Annotated in this window: 19 protein-coding genes; 12 read left to right on the top strand and 7 right to left on the bottom strand. The window is 67.1% G+C overall.

Annotated features, from left to right (window positions below; translation table 11 throughout):
• Positions 1-9: 9 nt before the first annotated feature.
• Entirely contained in the window at positions 10-1482 is a 1473-nt protein-coding gene (locus AC1REM_RS04960) for a peptide MFS transporter (RefSeq protein WP_492513616.1), read from the bottom strand.
• Between the two features lie 139 nt (positions 1483-1621).
• Between AC1REM_RS04960 and AC1REM_RS04965 the strand changes: the two genes are divergently transcribed.
• The 3 genes from AC1REM_RS04965 to AC1REM_RS04975 all read left to right on the top strand — a co-directional run bounded on the left by AC1REM_RS04965 (position 1622) and on the right by AC1REM_RS04975 (position 4367).
• A complete protein-coding gene (locus AC1REM_RS04965) occupies positions 1622-3007 on the top strand; it encodes a glycine--tRNA ligase (RefSeq protein ID WP_492513617.1) in 1386 nt (461 codons plus the stop codon).
• Between the two features lie 81 nt (positions 3008-3088).
• Complete coding sequence (locus tag AC1REM_RS04970; RefSeq protein ID WP_492513618.1) at positions 3089-3715, top strand: hypothetical protein; 627 nt, start codon at positions 3089-3091, stop codon at positions 3713-3715.
• 49 nt (positions 3716-3764) lie between these two features.
• Positions 3765-4367, top strand: coding sequence for a hypothetical protein (locus AC1REM_RS04975; protein ID WP_492513619.1), 603 nt, complete (start codon positions 3765-3767; stop codon positions 4365-4367).
• A gap of 8 nt (positions 4368-4375) precedes the next feature.
• Here AC1REM_RS04975 and AC1REM_RS04980 read toward each other — a convergent pair whose 3' ends face one another.
• Positions 4376-4693, bottom strand: coding sequence for a thioredoxin family protein (locus AC1REM_RS04980; protein WP_492513620.1), 318 nt, complete (start codon positions 4691-4693; stop codon positions 4376-4378).
• 237 nt (positions 4694-4930) lie between these two features.
• Here AC1REM_RS04980 and AC1REM_RS04985 point away from each other — a divergent pair, with 237 nt between their 5' ends.
• Genes AC1REM_RS04985 through AC1REM_RS05010 form a run of 6 tightly spaced genes read left to right on the top strand, consistent with a single transcriptional unit; the run spans position 4931 to position 10901 of the window.
• On the top strand, positions 4931-5980 hold the full coding sequence (locus tag AC1REM_RS04985; RefSeq protein ID WP_492513621.1) for an ABC transporter substrate-binding protein: 1050 nt from the start codon (positions 4931-4933) through the stop codon (positions 5978-5980).
• A gap of 6 nt (positions 5981-5986) precedes the next feature.
• Entirely contained in the window at positions 5987-6754 is a 768-nt protein-coding gene (locus tag AC1REM_RS04990; RefSeq protein WP_492513622.1) for an ABC transporter ATP-binding protein, read from the top strand.
• Entirely contained in the window at positions 6751-7593 is an 843-nt protein-coding gene (locus tag AC1REM_RS04995; protein ID WP_492513623.1) for an ABC transporter permease, read from the top strand. The genes AC1REM_RS04990 and AC1REM_RS04995 overlap by 4 nt, the downstream gene beginning before the upstream one ends.
• Positions 7594-7600: 7 nt before the next feature.
• Positions 7601-8620 carry an Ldh family oxidoreductase gene (locus AC1REM_RS05000; protein WP_492513624.1) on the top strand — a complete coding sequence of 340 codons (1020 nt, stop codon included), beginning with the start codon at positions 7601-7603 and terminating at the stop codon, positions 8618-8620.
• The gene (locus tag AC1REM_RS05005; protein WP_492513625.1) at positions 8617-9957 is read left to right on the top strand and encodes an acyl-CoA thioester hydrolase/BAAT C-terminal domain-containing protein; all 1341 of its coding nucleotides are present in this window, start codon (positions 8617-8619) and stop codon (positions 9955-9957) included. Before AC1REM_RS05000 ends, AC1REM_RS05005 begins: the two co-directional genes overlap by 4 nt.
• A gap of 53 nt (positions 9958-10010) precedes the next feature.
• A complete protein-coding gene (locus AC1REM_RS05010) occupies positions 10011-10901 on the top strand; it encodes a DUF1684 domain-containing protein (RefSeq protein WP_492513626.1) in 891 nt (296 codons plus the stop codon).
• 60 nt (positions 10902-10961) lie between these two features.
• Here the strand turns inward: AC1REM_RS05010 and AC1REM_RS05015 are convergent, their stop codons facing one another.
• Positions 10962-11882 (bottom strand): LysR family transcriptional regulator, encoded by a 921-nt coding sequence (locus tag AC1REM_RS05015; protein ID WP_492513627.1) that lies wholly within the window; start codon positions 11880-11882, stop codon positions 10962-10964.
• A gap of 159 nt (positions 11883-12041) precedes the next feature.
• Here AC1REM_RS05015 and AC1REM_RS05020 point away from each other — a divergent pair, with 159 nt between their 5' ends.
• Positions 12042-12851, top strand: a complete 810-nt coding sequence (locus AC1REM_RS05020) for a serine hydrolase domain-containing protein (RefSeq protein WP_492513628.1) — start codon at positions 12042-12044, stop codon at positions 12849-12851.
• 9 nt (positions 12852-12860) lie between these two features.
• Here the strand turns inward: AC1REM_RS05020 and AC1REM_RS05025 are convergent, their stop codons facing one another.
• The 3 genes from AC1REM_RS05025 to AC1REM_RS05035 are packed head-to-tail and all read right to left on the bottom strand — an operon-like array spanning position 12861 to position 14249.
• Entirely contained in the window at positions 12861-13283 is a 423-nt protein-coding gene (locus AC1REM_RS05025) for a DUF1801 domain-containing protein (protein WP_492513629.1), read from the bottom strand.
• Between the two features lie 12 nt (positions 13284-13295).
• Complete coding sequence (locus AC1REM_RS05030) at positions 13296-13673, bottom strand: VOC family protein (protein ID WP_492513630.1); 378 nt, start codon at positions 13671-13673, stop codon at positions 13296-13298.
• 3 nt (positions 13674-13676) lie between these two features.
• Positions 13677-14249, bottom strand: coding sequence for an HhH-GPD-type base excision DNA repair protein (locus AC1REM_RS05035; protein WP_492513631.1), 573 nt, complete (start codon positions 14247-14249; stop codon positions 13677-13679).
• Between the two features lie 108 nt (positions 14250-14357).
• Here AC1REM_RS05035 and AC1REM_RS05040 point away from each other — a divergent pair, with 108 nt between their 5' ends.
• Positions 14358-15236, top strand: a complete 879-nt coding sequence (locus tag AC1REM_RS05040) for a CPBP family intramembrane glutamic endopeptidase (RefSeq protein ID WP_492513632.1) — start codon at positions 14358-14360, stop codon at positions 15234-15236.
• Between the two features lie 76 nt (positions 15237-15312).
• Here AC1REM_RS05040 and AC1REM_RS05045 read toward each other — a convergent pair whose 3' ends face one another.
• Positions 15313-16626, bottom strand: coding sequence for a glutamyl-tRNA reductase (locus AC1REM_RS05045; RefSeq protein ID WP_492513633.1), 1314 nt, complete (start codon positions 16624-16626; stop codon positions 15313-15315).
• A 105-nt stretch (positions 16627-16731) separates the two neighbouring features.
• Here AC1REM_RS05045 and hemE point away from each other — a divergent pair, with 105 nt between their 5' ends.
• Positions 16732-17754 carry a uroporphyrinogen decarboxylase gene (hemE, locus tag AC1REM_RS05050; RefSeq protein WP_492513634.1) on the top strand — a complete coding sequence of 341 codons (1023 nt, stop codon included), beginning with the start codon at positions 16732-16734 and terminating at the stop codon, positions 17752-17754.
• Positions 17755-17769 lie beyond the last annotated feature (15 nt).

The raw sequence follows: 17769 nt of genomic DNA on the forward strand, positions 1-17769 counted from the left end.
GCTCCCGCCTCAGCGCACACCCTTCATCAGGGTGAGCACGGGGCGAGAGGTGAGAAGCAGGGCGACGCCAATTCCGATCGCGATGGCGCCGAGGATGAGGAAGTACGGCACCTCGTTCGACGGGTCGTAGAACTGGGCCAGCCAGCCGGCGATCGCCGTGCCGAGTGCGACCGACAGGAAGTACAGCGCCACCATCTGGGTGTGGAACCGTTCTGGGGCGAGCTTCGTCGTCACCGAGAGTCCCGGAGGCGAGATGAAGAGCTCGGCCATCGTGAAGACCAGCAGGATGAACACGATCGCGATCAGCGGGCTGGAGTTCGGCGCGCCGTTCGCCCACGGCAGGAACAGCAGGAATGCGGCGCCCATGATGATCGCGCCGAGCGAGAACTTCACCGGTGCCGACGGTGCCCGGGTGCCGAGCTTCGACCAGATCGCGGCGAACACCCCCGACAGCACGATGACGAAGATCGGGTTGATGGAGTTGACCCAGGACACCGGCATCTCCCACCCGATGATCGTGCGGTTCAATCGTTCATCGGAGTAGATCGTCAGCACCGTGAACTGCTGCTGGTACAGCGACCAGAAGCCGACGTTCACGACGAACAGCGGGATGAACCCGATCACGCGCGAGCGCTCGTCGCCGCTCAGCTCCCGCGAGGAGATGATGACCGCGAAGTAGGCGATCGCTGCACCGAGCGTGACCAGGATCACCACGCCGGCCAGGTTGTCTGCGCGGATCACCCCGGTCAGCACGAGTGCCACGAGAGCGACGATGACGAGAGCGGCGATGCCGAGAAGGAGCGGCCGGCGGCTCGCGGGCAGCGGGTTGGCGATGACCCGGGAGGACTCCGGCAGCTGCCTGCGGCCGATCGAGTACTGCAGCAGGCCGAGGGCCATGCCGACAGCGGCCGCGCCGAAGCCCCAGTGGAAGCCGATGCTGTCCTGCAGCAGGCCGGTGATGATCGGGCCGAGGAACGCACCGAGGTTGATGCCGAGGTAGAACAGTGAGAAGCCCGCGTCGCGGCGGATGTCGCCGGCGGCGTAGAGGGTTCCGACGACGGCTGTTGCGTTGGCCTTGAGTCCGCCCGATCCGACCGCGACGAGGACGAGCCCGAGGCCGAGACCCCAGACGCTCGGCAGCAGCGCGAGCGCGATGTGGCCGGCCATGATCACCCAGGCGCTGTAGAACAGCACCCGCTCCGACCCCAACAGGCGGTCGGCCGCCCAGGCGCCGAGGATCGACGAGAGGTAGACCGTGCCGCCGTAGGCGCCGACGATGCCGGTCGCGATGCCCCGGTCCAGGCCCAGACCGCCGTCCGTGACCGAGTAGTACATGTAGATCAGCAGGATTCCCTGCATGCCGTAGAAGCTGAATCGTTCCCACATCTCGATGCCGAAGATGTGGGTCAGTGCCCAGGGCTGCCCGAAGAAGCGGGTGTCGTTTCTGTCGGTGCGCGGCTGATCTGCCTCTGCGGTGCTCATGCATTCGACGGTAGTCCCGACAGGCGCCGGAGTGTGAGCCGCGGCCTCTCTCGTCTGCGGCCTCGCGGCTAGGATTGAGGATGCCGCGGCATCGCCGTGCGCGCACCCCGGATTCCGCCCTCCGACCATTGGAGCCACCGTGGCCGAACAGTCCCGCCTTGATAAGGTCATCGCCCTCGCCCGTCACCGCGGGTTCGTGTTCCAAGCGGGTGAGATCTACGGCGGTTCGCGTTCGGCATGGGACTACGGCCCCCTCGGTACCGAGCTCAAAGAGAACATCCGCCGTCAGTGGTGGCAGACCTTCGTGCGCGGCCGTGGTGACATGGTCGGCCTGGACTCGTCGATCATCCTCCCCAAGCGCGTGTGGGAGGCCTCCGGCCACGTCGCGACCTTCACCGACCCCCTCGTCGAGTGCCTGAGCTGCCACAAGCGCTTCCGCGCCGACAACCTGATCGAGGACTTCGAGGCACGCAAGGGCCGCGCGCCCGAGGGCGGCCTCGCCGGCGTGCCCTGCCCCAACTGCGGCAACAAGGGCCAGTTCACCGAGCCCAAGGCCTTCTCCGGCCTGGTCAAGACCTACCTCGGCGTCGTCGACGACGAGAGCGGCCTGCACTACATGCGTCCCGAGACCGCGCAGGGCATCTTCGTGAACTTCGCCAACGTCGTCACCGCGAGCCGCAAGAAGCCGCCGTTCGGCATCGGCCAGGTGGGCAAGGCGTTCCGCAACGAGATCACCCCCGGAAACTTCATCTTCCGCACCCGTGAGTTCGAGCAGATGGAGATCGAGTACTTCACGCCCCCCGCCGAGGCCCAGCAGTGGTTCGACCACTGGGTCGAGGTCTGCTGGAACTGGTTCCTCGACCTGGGCGTCAACCCCGAGAACATGCGTCAGTTCGACGTTCCCAAGGAAGACCGCGCGCACTACTCGGCCGGAACCATCGACTTCGAGTACCGCTTCGGCTTCCCCGGCAAGGAGTGGGGCGAGCTCATGGGCGTCGCCAACCGCACCGATTACGACCTCTCCAGCCACACCGAGGCATCCGGTCAGAGCCTGACGTACTTCGACCAGGCGTCGGGCGAGCGCTACACGCCCTATGTCATCGAGCCCTCCTTCGGCCTCACCCGCGCGATGATGGCCTTCCTCGTCGACGCGTACGTCGAAGAAGAGGTCCCCAACGCCAAGGGCGGCACCGACACGCGCACCGTGCTGAAGCTTGACCCGCGCCTCGCGCCGGTCAAGGTCGCCGTGCTCCCGCTGTCGCGCAACGAGAACCTCTCACCGCTCGCACGCGAGGTCGCCGACCAGCTCCGCGGCCGCTGGGTCATCGACTTCGACGACAGCGGGGCGATCGGTCGCCGCTACCGTCGTCAGGACGAGGTCGGAACCCCGTTCTGCGTCACGGTCGACTTCGACTCGCTCGACGACCGGGCCGTCACCGTCCGCGACCGCGACACGATGGCTCAGGAGCGCGTGTCGCTCGAGAACCTCGACGCGTACCTCTCGGAGCGCCTGAAGGGCGCCTGATCCGAGCGAAGGGGCGGATGCTGCGGCATCCGCCCCTTCGGCGTCTCCGGCGTGGCCGGGGGCCGTCGATAGGCTGGGCGGATGATCGACCGGACGTTCACTGCCCCTTCGACCACGTTCCGCAACGTCTGGATTCTCGCGGGCGGGCTGCTGGTGGCCTCGGGCGTTCTCAGCGTCCTGCACTCCCCGCTTCTCGCGGGCCCGCTGGGGCTCGCCGACGGAGGCCTGACGCCACTCGTCGTCCTGCTGTTCGGCGCAGGGGGGATGCTGTTCGCGCTGGGATTCCGTGGCGTGGGGAGCGTCACTGCCCGACGCCCGTTCGGGACGACGGCGATCATCCTGCTCGTCGCGATCCTGCCGTTCGTGCGTCTGTTCGTCTGGGACGCGGTGTCTCCGTCCGTCTATGCGTCCGGATGGCTGTTCTTCTATACCGGGATCGACCTTCTCGTGGAGTTCGCGCTCGCGCTGGTGGCGGCGATTGCGATCGCCCGCGCCGGTGTCGTCCCGGCACCCTGGTGTCGTGCACCGCTGTGGGCGGTGGGAGTCTCGGCGGCTGCTGAGGTCGTGCGCGTCGTCGTCGGCGTCCTCGGGGACGGCGCGTTCGCGGATGTCATCGTGGGGATCGCGCACATCCTTCCTGCGCTGGCGACCGCGTCGCTCGGCGTCATCGCGATCCTGCTCGTGACCCGGGGGCGTTTGGCGAGGTAGCTCGCCGGCGGGGCGCGTCCTCGACCAGGCGCTCGGCTACGCTGTGGCCATGACCGAAGCGACGACGCTCGACCATCGCATGCGCCTCCGGCGTGTCTGGGCCATCGGCGGCATCCTGTTGCTGGGCTACGTGCTGATCGGCCTCGCGCTGCCGATGATGGCGGGTGCGGCAACGGTGACGCGGATCGCCTTTGCCGCAGCGACGGTGCTGTTCGCGATCGGATGGCGCGGTGTCGGCAGCGTCACTGCGCGTAGACCACTCGGGACCGTGACGCTGATTCTGCTCGGCGTGTGGCCCTGGGTGATGGACCTGCTGTGGTTGGTCTTCCCTGCGACGCCGTCGTCTCTGGCCGCGATTCCGATCGTTCCCGTGGGTACTGTCGTGCAGCTCCTGCTGGCGATCATCGCTGTGACGCAGATCGCGCGGGCGGGCGTTGTGCCCCCGCCGTGGTCGTGGGCGCCGACGATCGCGTTGGTGATCGTCGTCCTCGCACAGGTGCTGATGATGGCGTTCGCTTCGATCACTCAGGACCAGACGGCGCTCGTGGCTGCGATGGACGTCGCGGCGCTGGCGCAGGCGGTCGCCGTTGCCGGGGTGGGTGTCGTGGCGATCATCCTCGCAACTCGCATTGAGCCGCGCGCACAGCTGTAGCCCTCGGGTCAGACACCCAGGGCGCGGACCATCTCGTCCCTCATGACGGCGCCGAGCAGTGTCTGGGTGAGTGCACCCTCGCGATAGATCTTGACCACCGGCACGGAGGAGATCCCCTCGCTGGTCACGAGGTCGGGATGCTCGTCGATGTTGATCTTCACGAGCAGGATCTTCTCGGCGTGTTCTTCTGCGATACCGGCCAGCATGGGCGACATCGAGCGGCACGGGCCGCACCAGGGTGCGCCGAAGTAGAGGATCACGGTCTCCTGGCGAGAGAGGAGTGCCGCGTCGATGACGGGTGACTCAAGCGAGATGACTGCGGTCATGGAGGGTTCCTTCGTTGAAACGGATGCTCTGACAGTGCACTGGAGTGACCATAATGACAATGACGAGTTTGATTGAGGCAAAATAACGAAAGCTTATGAACGCCGACAACGTGCCCCTCCGGACGACTCAGAAGTCAGCAATTTTTCCTTATATGTCCTAGAAGGAACTCATCGTTGTACTTATGCGAATTCGCCTGACAGGCTGTGACTCACACCTCGTGCTCGAAGGAGAGATAAATGACCGTACGTAGACGTGTCGTCGCCATCGCGGCTCTTGCTGCCGCCACTCTCGCGCTCGGTGCCTGCGCGCCCGCCGGCCCGGCGGCCGCGGGCGCAGGCAGCGGCGACGACGGCGCCACCAAAATCACGTTCATGTACTCCCCGTATGCCGACTACGCCGGGTTCTTCGTGGCAGAGGAGAAGGGCTACTTCGACGAGGCGGGCCTCGACGTCGAGCTGATCCCCAAGGGCGGCAGCTCCGGCGAGACGTTCCAGCACGTCAGCACGGGCAACGTCAACGGCGGCGGCGCGTCCTGGGGTGCGGGACTCTTCAACGCCACGGCGGCCGGATCATCCCTCGCTGTCATCGCCGGCGTCTCCCGCGTCCCCGACTCCGGACCGAACCCCGCTCCGCTCATGGCCTCCGAGGCCTCGGATATTGAGGACCTCAAAGATCTCAAGGGCAAGAAGATCGGTACTCCGGGGCAGACTGGCTTCGGGATCTACTCGATCTACAAGGCACTCGACTCGGTTGGCCTCACCCTCGACGACGTCGAGCTGATGAACCTGAGCCCCGGCGACATCATCCCCGCGATGGCCAACGGTTCGATCGACGCGAGCTGGACCATCGAGCCCATCTCCTCGGCCCTGAAGCAGCAGGGGATCGCCCACGAGATCACCGACACGAGCTATCACGCCGGCACTGAGCTCGGCATGATGCTCTTCAACGCGAAGTTCGCCGATGAGAACGAGGAAGCGGTCGTCGCATTCCTCGCCGCCTACCTCAAGGCCGCGCGTGAGCTGAAGGACGGCGGCTGGCAGGACCCGGAGATCAAGAAGATCGTCGCAGAGTACACCGAGCTCTCCGTCGAGGCACTGGAGTCCATCGCCCTGACCGACGTCGATCTCGACGGCAAGATCGACTGGAAGAGTGTCGCCGAGCAGGAGGCGTACATGCGCGAACTCGGAGTTCTCGAGTTCTCCGGCGAATCCGGCATCGAGAAGGCCTACCGCGATGACATCCGCACGCAGGCCGTCGAGAAGGCCAACCAGATGGCGAAGGGCTGATCCGTCATGAGCGCGGTTTCGCTGAGCAACCTGTGGATGGCGTATCCGAACAAGGATTCTGCCAACGGGCTCCGCGTTGTGCTCGAGGACGTGTCGCTGGAGATCGCTGAGCACGAGTTCGTCTGCATCCTCGGTCCATCCGGATGCGGTAAGAGCACGATCCTGCGAATCGTCGCCGGGCTCGAGAAGCAGAGTCTCGGTACCGTTTCGACCGCGAGCCGGCCATCGGTCGTGTTCCAAGAGCACGGCATCTTCCCCTGGCTGACCGTCGCAGAGAACATCGCATACCCGCTCAAGCTCCGCGGCGTCTCCCGCGCGAAACGCAAGGAGCGAGTGGACGAGCTGCTCGAGCTCGTGGGTCTCGTCGACTTCGCGAAGTACTACCCCGGGCAGATCTCGGGCGGCATGCGGCAGCGCACCTCTGTGGCACGAGCGCTCGCCGACGATGGCGACGTGCTGCTGATGGATGAGCCGTTCGGTGCCCTCGACGAGCAGACCAGGGTGCTGCTGCAGCAGGACCTCCTGCGGATCTGGGACCGCACGTCGAAGGCGGTGATGTTCATCACGCACAGTGTCGACGAGGCACTGCTGCTCGCTGACCGGGTGCTGGTCATGTCGACGAACCCCGGAACCATCATCGAGGACGTGCGGGTTCCCTTCGATCGTCCGCGTGACCTGACCACCCTGCGCCGCGATCCGCGCTACTCCGAGATCACTGACCACCTGTGGTCGGTGCTGGGCAAGAACACCGACACGATCGAGGTGGCATCATGACGAACGTCGCGGAGCGGACGGAGACCGCACCTGCTCTCTCACCAGAGATCGAGTCCCGGCTCACGTCAGCGGTGAAGTCGGCACAGGGCTCGACCGTCATCCGCCGCATCGGCCCGTTCATGCCGCTGCTGATCATCGTGGCGTGGGAGCTCTGCAGCCGGCTCGGGGTCATCGACGCGCGGTTCTTCCCCGCGCCGACCGCGATCCTCGACACGTTCTGGCAGATGCTGGTGAACGGATCCCTCATCGAGGACATCGGGATCACCCTCTCGCGTATCGGCATCGGATTCGTCATGGGAGCCGTGCCGGGGATCGTCCTGGGGCTGCTGCTCGGATCCGTGCGCCCGCTTCGCCAGCTCCTCGAGCCGATCTTCGCCTCGCTGCTCCCGATCCCCAAGATCGCGATCTTCCCGCTGCTGTTGCTGATCTTCGGACTCGGCGAGACGAGCAAGTACCTCATCGTGGCGATCGGCGTGTTCTTCTATCTCTTCTTCAACACGCTCTCGGGTGTGATGCAGACACCGCCGCTCTTCAACGATGTCGCGCGGGCGTCCGGAGCGTCAAAGCTCCAGATGCGACTCACCGTCTCGCTGCCCTACGCGCTTCCCTCGATCTTCACCGGAATACGTCTTGCGACCGGTGGCGCGTTCGTCATCATCGCGGCGGCCGAGTTCGTCGGCTCGAGCAGCGGTCTGGGGTATCTGATCTGGAGTGCGTGGTCGGCGTTCGCCGTCGCGAAGATGTACGTCGGCATCGTGACGATCTCGGCGCTCGGATACGGAATCACGATGCTCGAAGGCGTGATCGAACGCCGCCTCGTGCCGTGGGTCAAGTACTGAGGCGGAGATGAACGTGCGAATGGAGCAGGCGGAACTGCTCGCCGTAGTCGAGCGCGTCCTGCGGGTGCAGCGCAACCGCGCCGGCGTGGCATGGGACGTCGCGGATGTCACGGCAGAAGACGTCACCCGGGCGTCGCGATGGCTGGTCTCCGCGGAGCAGCTGGGACTCGGCTCCTTCGGTCTGAGCATGCTCATCCGCGAGATCGATCGTCTGGGCGCCTCCCCCGAGGGAGAACAGGCCGTCCATGACGGAGACGGCTCCGCCGACGCGACGGTGACGGTCGACGCCGCCCGGATTCCCGGGCCGGTCGCGCTGGCGGTTGCCGTGCGGCGCCTGCTTGCGCCGAGTGCAGGTTCGGCATCACGGGCGATCCGCGCGGTCAGCGTCGAGAACGTGGGGGCCCTGGGCATCCTCGGTCTCGCGGCCCGGGACGTCGCGGAGCAGGGGCTCCTCGCGCTGCTCTGCGCCCGCGCCCCCGCCATGGTCGCACCGTGGGGCGGGCATCAGTCTGCGATCGGCACGAACCCGCTGGCATTGGCCGCGCCGCGTCGCGACCGCGCTCCGCTTGTCCTCGACTATGCGACCTCGTCGATCTCGATGGCAGCGCTGAAAGCTGCGGCATCCGCAGGGGAGCAGCTGGATGCGCCCGGAGGCTTCACCGCCGAAGGCGCACGGACGACGGATGCGACGGAGGTTGCGACCATCGCCCCCGACAGTCGTATCGCGTCTCTGACCGGGCTCGCGGTGGAGCTGCTCACCCGCAGTACGACGGCCCAGCGGCCGGAGCCGACCTCGAGCACTCGCAGCGCGCTGCTGATCGCCATCGATCCGCACAGCTTCGGTGCCGCGTCCTTCCCGGACAGCGTCGCGGATCTCGCCGCCGGCTGGGCAGCAGCCGGAGGACACGTCCCCCGCCGCTTCGATGCGGGGCCCACGGCGACAGCGGTCGAGATCGACGAGGCCCTGGTGCAGACGCTCCGTGGCTACGCGGATGATGGCGCCAACGCGGATCGGAGCGAGCCATGACCGCCGAGCGGACTCTGGGCGTGCGAGTCGTGCCCGCAGACGCAGAGCTGTGGCGACGTCGCACGATCACCATTGAGGGCGCGACGCCCGATGCCGTCGTCACCGTGAAGGCGACGACCGTGCGCAACGGCGTCGAGTGGACGAGCCGGGTGAGCTTTCTCGCCGACTCTGCCGGCCGGGTCGATCTCGATGCGGATGCGCCGATCTCCGGTCGCTTCCGCGTCGCCGACGCCATGGGGCTGCTCTGGTCGCAGACCGCGGTCGACGCGCGCCCCGGCGGACTCGATCCGGAATCCGTCGAGACGCCGCTCGTAACGACGATCGAGGCGTGGAGCGAGGTCGGCACGGGAGCCGGTGCGAGCGGAGCGGGTGAGGAGCGCGGCAGCGCGCAGCTCATCCAGCGCTTCGTCGGCGAGGGCATTCGCCGCGTCGAGGTGCGCGAAGAGGGCCTCGTCGGCACGCTGTTCGTGCCCGATGGAGAGGGTCCCTTCCCGACGATCATCGTCATGAACGGCTCGGGTGGCGGCCTCAATGAGGTGCGCGCGGCGCAGTACGCGTCGCGCGGCATCCAGGCCCTCGCACTGGGGTACTTCCGGGTGCCCGGGCGGTCCCGGTACATCTCGCGCACGCCGCTGGAGTACTTCGAGACGGCCATCGACTACGTCACCAGAGAGCTGGCGCCCCTCGGCGGCAAGCCCCTGGTGAGCGGCCAGTCCCGTGGGGGTGAGCTCACCCTGCTGCTGGCGGCGCGGTTCCCGGAGCGCATCGCGGGGATCGTCGCGTTCGTACCGGCGGCCTTCGTGTTCGGCGCGCAGGGTGCGGCCGATCCCGAAGAGGGATGGGACGGTCCGACCTGGACGTGGCAGGGGGAGCCGCTGGAACACCTCTGGCACGACAACAGCGGCGTGACCTGGCAGCCCTGGGACGGCCTGGTCCACGACGATCCCGATCGGGACGTCTACATCGACGGGCTGCACGACCGGGAGCTCGTCGCTGCAACCCGGATTCCGATCGAGCGCTTCCGCGGACCCGTCGCCTGCGTCTCGGGCCTCGACGATCGGGCGTGGCCGTCCAGCATGGCCTCCCGCCTTGTGATGCGGACTCTCGAAAGATCAGGACACGAGGCTGAGCGGCTTCACCTCGACTTCGAATCCGCCGGGCACATCACTCCGCTCCCGTTCATGCCCACAACGAACATCGACGTGCTGCATCCGGTCTCCGGGGCGCGGTACTCGAACGGCGGCACGGTGCTCGGAAACGCGCGAGCGGCCGAACGGTCCTTCGAAGAGGTCTGCGCCTTCATCCACCGAGCCTCGCGCGAACCGCAGCGCTCATGACGCGAACGCCGCGTGGCGGCGATTCGACGTGTCGACACTGAGAAAGGAAAATCATGTCCACTCTTGAACATCTCGCAGGGCAATGGCGCGAATGGCGGTATGCGCACGTGGCAGACATGTTCCGCCCGTACGGCTGGACATCGCTGGTCGCTCAGTATTGGCTGCACGACGGTGACGTGGATCGCGAGTTCGAGCTGCTCCCCGGCAGCTGGTCGGTGCGTGAGGGCAAGGTGATCTTCACTCCTCCGACCAGCGGGCCGTCCCTCTCTGTCGACGGCGCCTACCCGGAGGGGCCGGTCGAGATCGTGCCCGGACGCAACATGACCTACGGCCATGGCGACAGCCGGCCGGTCTACTACGGCGACTGCGAGGTCGAGACGCTGGTGCGCTCGACCGATGACGGTGAGGCGATCTACGCCGTTCGCGTCCGCGACCCGAAGCATGCATCCGAGCTGGCCGCAGCGGGCATCACCGAGTACCCGTACGAGCCGGCCTGGCGGATCCCCGCACGGTTCACCCCCACGGCTCGCGTCGATGTCGAAGCCGTCACGGTGGAGACGGGCGTCCGCGAGGTGACGCCGCACATCGGCACACTCGAGTTCACCCACGGTGGGCGCGAGTACAGCATCGTCGTGCTCGGCAAGGACACGGACGCTGGGACGGTGCAGCCCGTCGCGCACGTGCGCGACCGGACCAGTGGCCCCATCACGTATGGTGCAGGGCGCACGGTCGAGCTGCAGTTCGCGGACGATTCCGGGGAGCGTATCGATTTCATCGACTTCAACTACGCGGCCGCGTTGCCGTGTGCGTTTACGAACTTCGTGACGTGCCCGCTTCCCCCTCAGCAGAACAACCTCGACTTCGAGGTCACGGCGGGTGAGAAGAAGCCCGTGATCGAGGTCGCGCGCTCCCTGACCTACCAGGGCGCCGGCTCGGGGTTCTGACGGCGGGCAGAGGGCCGTCCATTTGGGGCGGGGGAGAGGCTGGTTTCGCTCTTCTCCGCCTCAGATGCTGAAGGTGGGATGCTCGACCTCGAGCGAGGCGTTGTAGCGTCCGACCGCGTTCTGCAGTTCGAACATGAGCGCTCGTGTCGACGGCTGACGTCGGGCGATCGGGCTGATCATCGCCGCGATGCGACGATCGAGCGTCGGGGTGCAGGGGCGCACCACGACACCGGGGTGCTGCATCGGAAGCAGGTTGAGTCGGGTGATGAGCGCAACGCCGAGACCGGCTGCCACGAGTCCCTGAGCGGCGTTGTGGCTGTCGACCGTGAACCTGATCCGTGGTTCGAAACCCACGGAACGACAGAGATCCGGAAGCGGAGAGCGGTAGGCCGCGGAGATCCACGCCCGGTCTCGGAGATCGCGCAACGCGACGACCGGCTTCTGAGCCAGCGGGTCGGTGCGCGGCAGGACGACCATGACGGGATCGAACAGCAGCGGGATCTCTTCGATCTCGGCATCCGCGTTGTCGACGTAGTCATACAGCACGGCGATGTCGAGGTCGCCGGTCTCCAGCGCGCTGAGCGCGGCATCCGGGCGGGATTCGACCATCGAGACGTCGATGTTGGGGTGCGTCGAGGACATCGAGGCCAGCGCCTGCGGGGCGAGGGTCGCGGCGAAGCTCGGAAATACCGCAAGGCGCACTCGGCCTGCGCTGAGGCCGTTCAGCTCGGCGATCTCCTCTTCCGCTGCCGCGAGACTGGCGATGGCTGTCGCGCCGCGCTGGGCGAGGATGGTTCCTGCCGGGGTGAGGACGAACTGTCCGCCGAGGCGGACGACGAGTTGTGCACCATAGCGCTGCTCCAGCTTGGCCATCTGCTGACTGACCGCGGGCTGAGAGAAGCCCAGCGCCCGGGCTGCGCCGGAGAAGCTCCCCGTTCGAGCGACTTCGCGGAGCATCGCGATCGCGACGAGGTCCTTCATGTACCGCAGTATAGGTCGGGCTTATGGTTTGCCAAAGGCGTATGTCGTTTGATGAATGCTGACCGGCGTCATGAGGTCGGCGCCTCAGCGCTGCGGGTCAGGAGAATCTGCGCGACGAGAGAGTTGCGGATGCAGCCGTGGGACGATGGCTGGGTGGACATGACGACCTTCGCTGCGACCGCCGACTTCCCGCACACCGCTCTCGTCGGGGTGACGAACAGCGCCGAGACGCTCGCGCTGCAGGGCGGTCCGCAGGAGGTGCTCGCGCTCGCATCGGTGACGAAGCCCCTGACCGCGTGGGGTGTTTTCGTCGCGATCGAGCAGGGACTTGTCGATCTCGACGACGCCGCGGGGCCGGAGGGATCGACCCTGCAGAACCTCCTCGATCACACGAGCGGGCTTCCCTTCGAGGGTGAGGAGCCGCAGCACGCACCGGGGGCGCGCCGCACGTATTCGAATGCCGGTTTCGATGCGCTGGCGACACACGTCGCGGGCGCCGTCGGGATGGACTTCGCGCAGTGGATGACGCAGCAGGTCGTCGGCCCGCTGGGTATGACGAGCACCGACGTCACGGGTCGTCCGTCGGCGGGCGCGCAGGCATCGATCGCTGACCTGCTCGCCTTCGCCCGGGAGGTCCTTCGTCCGACGCTGATCACCTCCGAGCTGCGCGACTACGCTCTGACCGTCTCACACGAGGGGCTTCGCGGGCTCGTGCCCGGCTACGGAACCTTCGCCGACAACCAGTGGGGTCTCGGCTTCGAGCTGAAGGGTGCGAAGACTCCGCACTGGACCGGAGACACCCTGCCTGCCGAGACAGCCGGCCACTTCGGGGGGCAGGGAAGCTTCCTGTTCATCGATCGCTCGCACGATGTCGCGGCGGCATTCCTCTCGGGCGTGCCGTTCGGTGATGACCACAAGCGAATCTGGCCGGGTCTGACCGACGAGATCCTCGCTCGCTACGGGCGCTGAGGTCTTCGGTCAGCCGGTGACCGTCAGGCGCGCCTGCTCGGAGCCGCCCGCTTCGCTCCACGCGAGCGAGCGTTCCAGGATGCCCCGCAGCACGTCGAGGTCGACCTGTTCCAGGTCTTTGATGTAGAGACATCCGACGCCGGTGGTGTGAGGTCCGAGGTCGGCGAGCTCGGCGGCGTACTCGTCGGTCGATTCGAGGTAGATCGTCGTGGCCGTCTTGCGGGGTGCGAATGCCAGCAGGGGCATGTCGCCCTCGGTGCCCGTCGGATAGACGTAGTGGCAGGAGCCGAAGCCGATGATCGTTCCCCAGGTGACCGGCTCGCGCCCGGAGATCTCCTGCATGAGTGCGGTCAGCGTCTCGGCGTCTCGACGGCGCGTCGCGGGGGAGGAGCGGGCGATGAGTCCCGCCACATCGGTGCCGGTGGGTTGCATGAGGTCCCCTGTCTAGGCGTGCGCGTTGGCACGTTCGGTGAAGCGAAGGAAGTAGCCGTCAGGATCGAGAAGGCGGAAGTCGATGAGTCCCCAGACGCGGCGCTGCAGATCGTCGAGGAGCGGGATGCCCGCGGCCACGATGCGTTCGCGTTCGGCGACGATGTCATCCACCTCCAGCACGATCTCGACGCCGAAGGGCGGGCGGCGATCACCGACGGTTCCGGGCGATCCGAGCAGGCCGATCCGCACGCCGTCGCGGCGCACGGCCACGTACGGCGTTCCGGTTGCGCGGTCGTCTTTCTCCACGGTGAAGCCGAGTCCCTCCGTGTAGAAGGCGACGGCGCGTTTCAGCTCCGCCGGAAACAGCTCGATGCGCAGCGAGACGGCCATGACCTAGTTCGCGGCCTTCGCCGCGGCCTTCATCGCCTTCTTGTGTGCACGCACCTGGGCGAGCGACTCTGGTGAGACGATGTCGGCGACGCTGCGCAGTGATCCGTCCTCGCCGTAGGGGGCGGATGCCTCGCGCCATCCCTCGCCCGTGAACCCGTACTGCTTGCCCAGCAGGGCGAGGAAGATCTTCGCTTTCTGCTCGCCGAAGCCGGGGAGCTTCTTCAGTCGCTTCAGCACCTCGGCGCCCGTCGGGTCGCCCTGCGTCCAGAGTGCTGCGGCGTCCCCGCCCCAGTCGTCGACGAGTGTCTGACAGAGCGTCTGCACGCGGGTGGCCATGGAGCCGGGGAAGCGGTGCACGGCGGGCGTCTCTTTGAACGCCTCCAGGAACGTCTCCGGATCCATCTGCGCGATGGCGGAGGCATCCGTCGCTCCGGTGCGCTGCTCGATCTTGAGCGGACCCGCGAACGCCGTCTCCATCGGAACCTGCTGATCGAGGAGCATGCCGACGAGCAGTGCGAGCGGGTTCTCGGTCAGCAGGCTGTCAGCCGCGGTGTCTCCGGTGATGTGAAGGGCCATGCATCCAGTGTGGCACCGTGACGCGTCGCGCGGCGTGCAGTCGGTGCGCAACCGTGAGCAGTACGTCGATATGTTTGTTCCCACGAATCCATCGAACGAGGAGCCGACATGATTGACGCCGACCGCGGGAGTACATGGGTGCGGTTCTGGAACACGGGGAACTGGTGGAAGGCGCTGGCGCTGGTCGTCGTCTACTGGGGTGTGTATCAACTTGTGAGTCTGGGCACCTCGACACTCTTCAGCCCTTTCATCGACGTTGACAACGTCCTCTCGAGCCCGCTCAGCATCCTCCTCGGCGTTGCGCTTCCCATACTCATCATGGGGGGACTCTTGATGTTGCTCGCGTTGTCCCTCGGTTGGTCGCGCGAGCTGTTCGCGCGTCAGCCGCTCCGAGGAAGACCGTGGATGTGGATCGCCGTCGCCCTTGTGATCATCCCGATCATTCTGCGGTTGATGGCGACGAACTGGTCTGCATACTCGGTTGCGACCGTGGTGTCGCTGTTGTTCCTCGGCCTCTGCGTCGGTTTCGCGGAAGAGGTGCTGACCCGTGGATTCGTCGTCAACCTGCTGCGCAAGGGCGGGTCAGGAGAGAAAGCGGTGTTCGTCCTGTCGTCGGTCTACTTCGCCGCCCTGCACTCCGGCAACATCGTCTCAGGGCAAGCACCCCTGGCGGTCCTCCTGATCGTGATCTACACGTTCGGATTCGGGGCGATGATGTACCTCTCGCTGCGAGTCACCGGCAGCATCGTCTGGGTGATCCTGCTCCACGCGGCCACCGATCCCACCACGATCCTCGCCACCGGCGGGATCGATGCCCACTCCGCCACGACCGCCGGCTCCGATGGACTCATCGGCTTCGCCGGAATCTTCAACTTCGTCTACATCGCCCTGGGACTGCTGGCCATCATCTTCGTGAAGAACCGCCAGGAGAGATCCGACGCGCACGTGGCAGCGAACGGCCGGGTATCCGCCACGACCGAGAGCTGATCAGCGCGGACCGCGAACCGATGTCGGCGCCCGTTGGCGCTGCGCGCCGACATCGGGCTGAGTCGGTGTCAGAGGCTCAGGCGATGTCTGATGCGTCTGCGGTGTCGACGTCGTCGGCGATGCCGAGTCCGAAGAGTGTCGAGAGTGCGGTCGCGAACTCGTCTCCGCGACCCTCCGCTGCGAGTTCGTGCGCCCGGGCCGTCGGGGTGTGCAGAAGGACTCCGGCGAGGTGGCGCATCGCCTGTTCGACGCGTCCGTCGTCATCACCGCGGCGGCGCGCGCGGTCGATCTCGGCGTCGAGGAGCGCGAAGATGTGGGATCGCAGGGCGACGACCGCGGGGGTGACGCTCTGGCGCTCGCCGACGAGGTGGAAGGTGTCTGCGGCATCGCGCACGATCGTGCGGGCAGCATCTGTCGCCTGAAGCTCTTCGAGAGGCGCGTGCAGTCGGATCGTCTCGAGGTCGAGCAGCGCGACACCCTCGATGCCGGCGACGTCGGGGTCGACGTTGCGGGGCATCCCGAGGTCGATGACCAGCTGGCCGTGGGCTGCGCCCATCGGGCATCCGATGCTCTCAACGGCGACGGGACCGACGCCTGTGCGCAGCAGGGAGGCATTGAGCACCGGCTCGGTGGCGCTCGTGCAGGTGATGATGAGGCTCGACTGGGCGGCGGCGCGCGCATAGTCGGCGGCGTCGAGCGCTGTGATGCCGTACTTCTCGGCGAACGCGACGGCACGGCCGGACGGAGAGTGCACGGAGATGTTCGTGGCCCCGCGCTCGCGAAGGGTTGCGAGGGTCACCGCAGCGTACGCGCCGGTGCCCACGAGCAGGACGCGCTCGGCGGACCAGTCGGCGATCCGGCTGTCGGCCAGTTCCAACGCGAGACGAACGAGCGAGCGCCCTGCCCGTCCGAGCGCCGTGACGTTCTTGACCTTGCGCTGCGCCTGGCTCGCGCGCTGGAAGAGGCGCTCGAGTTCGGGGGAGGTCGTGCCGCTCTTGCGGGCGGAGGTGAGCGCACGCCGAACCTGGCCGGCGATCTCGCCCTCTCCGGAGACGACGGACTCGAGCCCGGATGCGACGGAGAAGAGGTGCTCGGCGACGCGGCGACCCGAGTGCACGCTGTAGGCCCCATCGAGGTCGGCCATCGGGATGCCGGTCGCGGACTCGACGGCTTCGAGGACCGCTTCGACCCCGATCGCGCCGGCGGCCGTCACCGGCTCGTCCATCTCGACGTACGCCTCGAAGCGATTACAGGTCGCCAGAACGACCGCACCCTGCACGCACGGCGCCAACTCCACAAGGATGGGAGCGACGTCTTCGGGGGTGCGGCTGAGGCGTTCGAGAAGGTCGAAGGAGGCGGTCTTGTGACTCGCCGTCACGCAGAGCAACACGTCAACAGGATACGCCTGCCTGCCTTTGGGTCGGCTGAGGTGACCGCGAAAGTCAGAACCCCGGTGCACAACAGACTCATAACCACCGGTGTCAGGATGGCCGCCATGTCCCTTTCTGATGCTCCGCTCCTGCGCGCTCTCGCCGGTGACCGCCCCGATCGCACTCCTGTCTGGTTCATGCGCCAGGCAGGCCGATCGCTGCCCGAGTACCGCGAACTGCGGGTGGGAACGCGGATGCTCGACGCGTGCCTCACGCCGGACCTCGCGGCCGAGATCACGCTGCAGCCGGTGCGTCGTCACGGAGTGGACGCGGGCATCTTCTTCAGCGACATCGTGGTGCCGCTGCGCCTGGCCGGTGTCGAGGTCGAGATCGAGCCCGGCCGCGGCCCCGTGTTCGCCGAGCCGATCCGGACCGCCGCCGACGTCGAGCGCATCACTTCCATCGACCCCGAGTCGCTGGACGCATCCGCTGTCGCCGAGGCGGTGCGCATCGTCGTCTCCGAACTCGGGGAGACGCCGCTGATCGGCTTCGCTGGCGCCCCCTTCACGCTTGCGGCCTACCTCGTCGAGGGTGGCCCGTCGAAGGAGCACATGCGCGCACGTGCGCTCATGCACACCGACCCCGAGTCGTGGCACCGCCTGGCCGGGTGGCTCGCCCAGGTCTCTCGCGTGTTCCTGCAGGCGCAGATCGATGCGGGCGCCTCTGCCGTGCAGCTGTTCGACTCGTGGGCGGGCTCGCTGAGCCGGGCCGACTACCTGGAGTTCGTCGCTCCGCACTCGACCGCTGCGCTGCGCGACGTGACCGCGCCGATCATCCACTTCGGTGTCGGCACCGGACCCTTCCTGGACGACATGCGTCTCGGGGGAATCGCCGACGCCGTGGGTGTGGACTGGCGGATGCCCTTGACCGAGGCGATCTCGGTGCTCGGTCCCGACGTCACGGTGCAGGGGAACATCAACCCTGCGCTGCTCTCGGCGCCGTGGTCGGTCCTCGAAGCCCACGTCCGCGACGTACTCGCCCAGGGCCGCGGCGCGCGTGCGCACATCGTCAACCTCGGCCACGGCGTACCGCCGGAGACCGATCCCGACCAGCTCACTCGGATCGTCGAGCTCGTCCACAGCGTCTGACGCGCGCAATGAAAG

The organism is Microbacterium sp. GW823-FHT02G05, assembly GCF_058797175.1.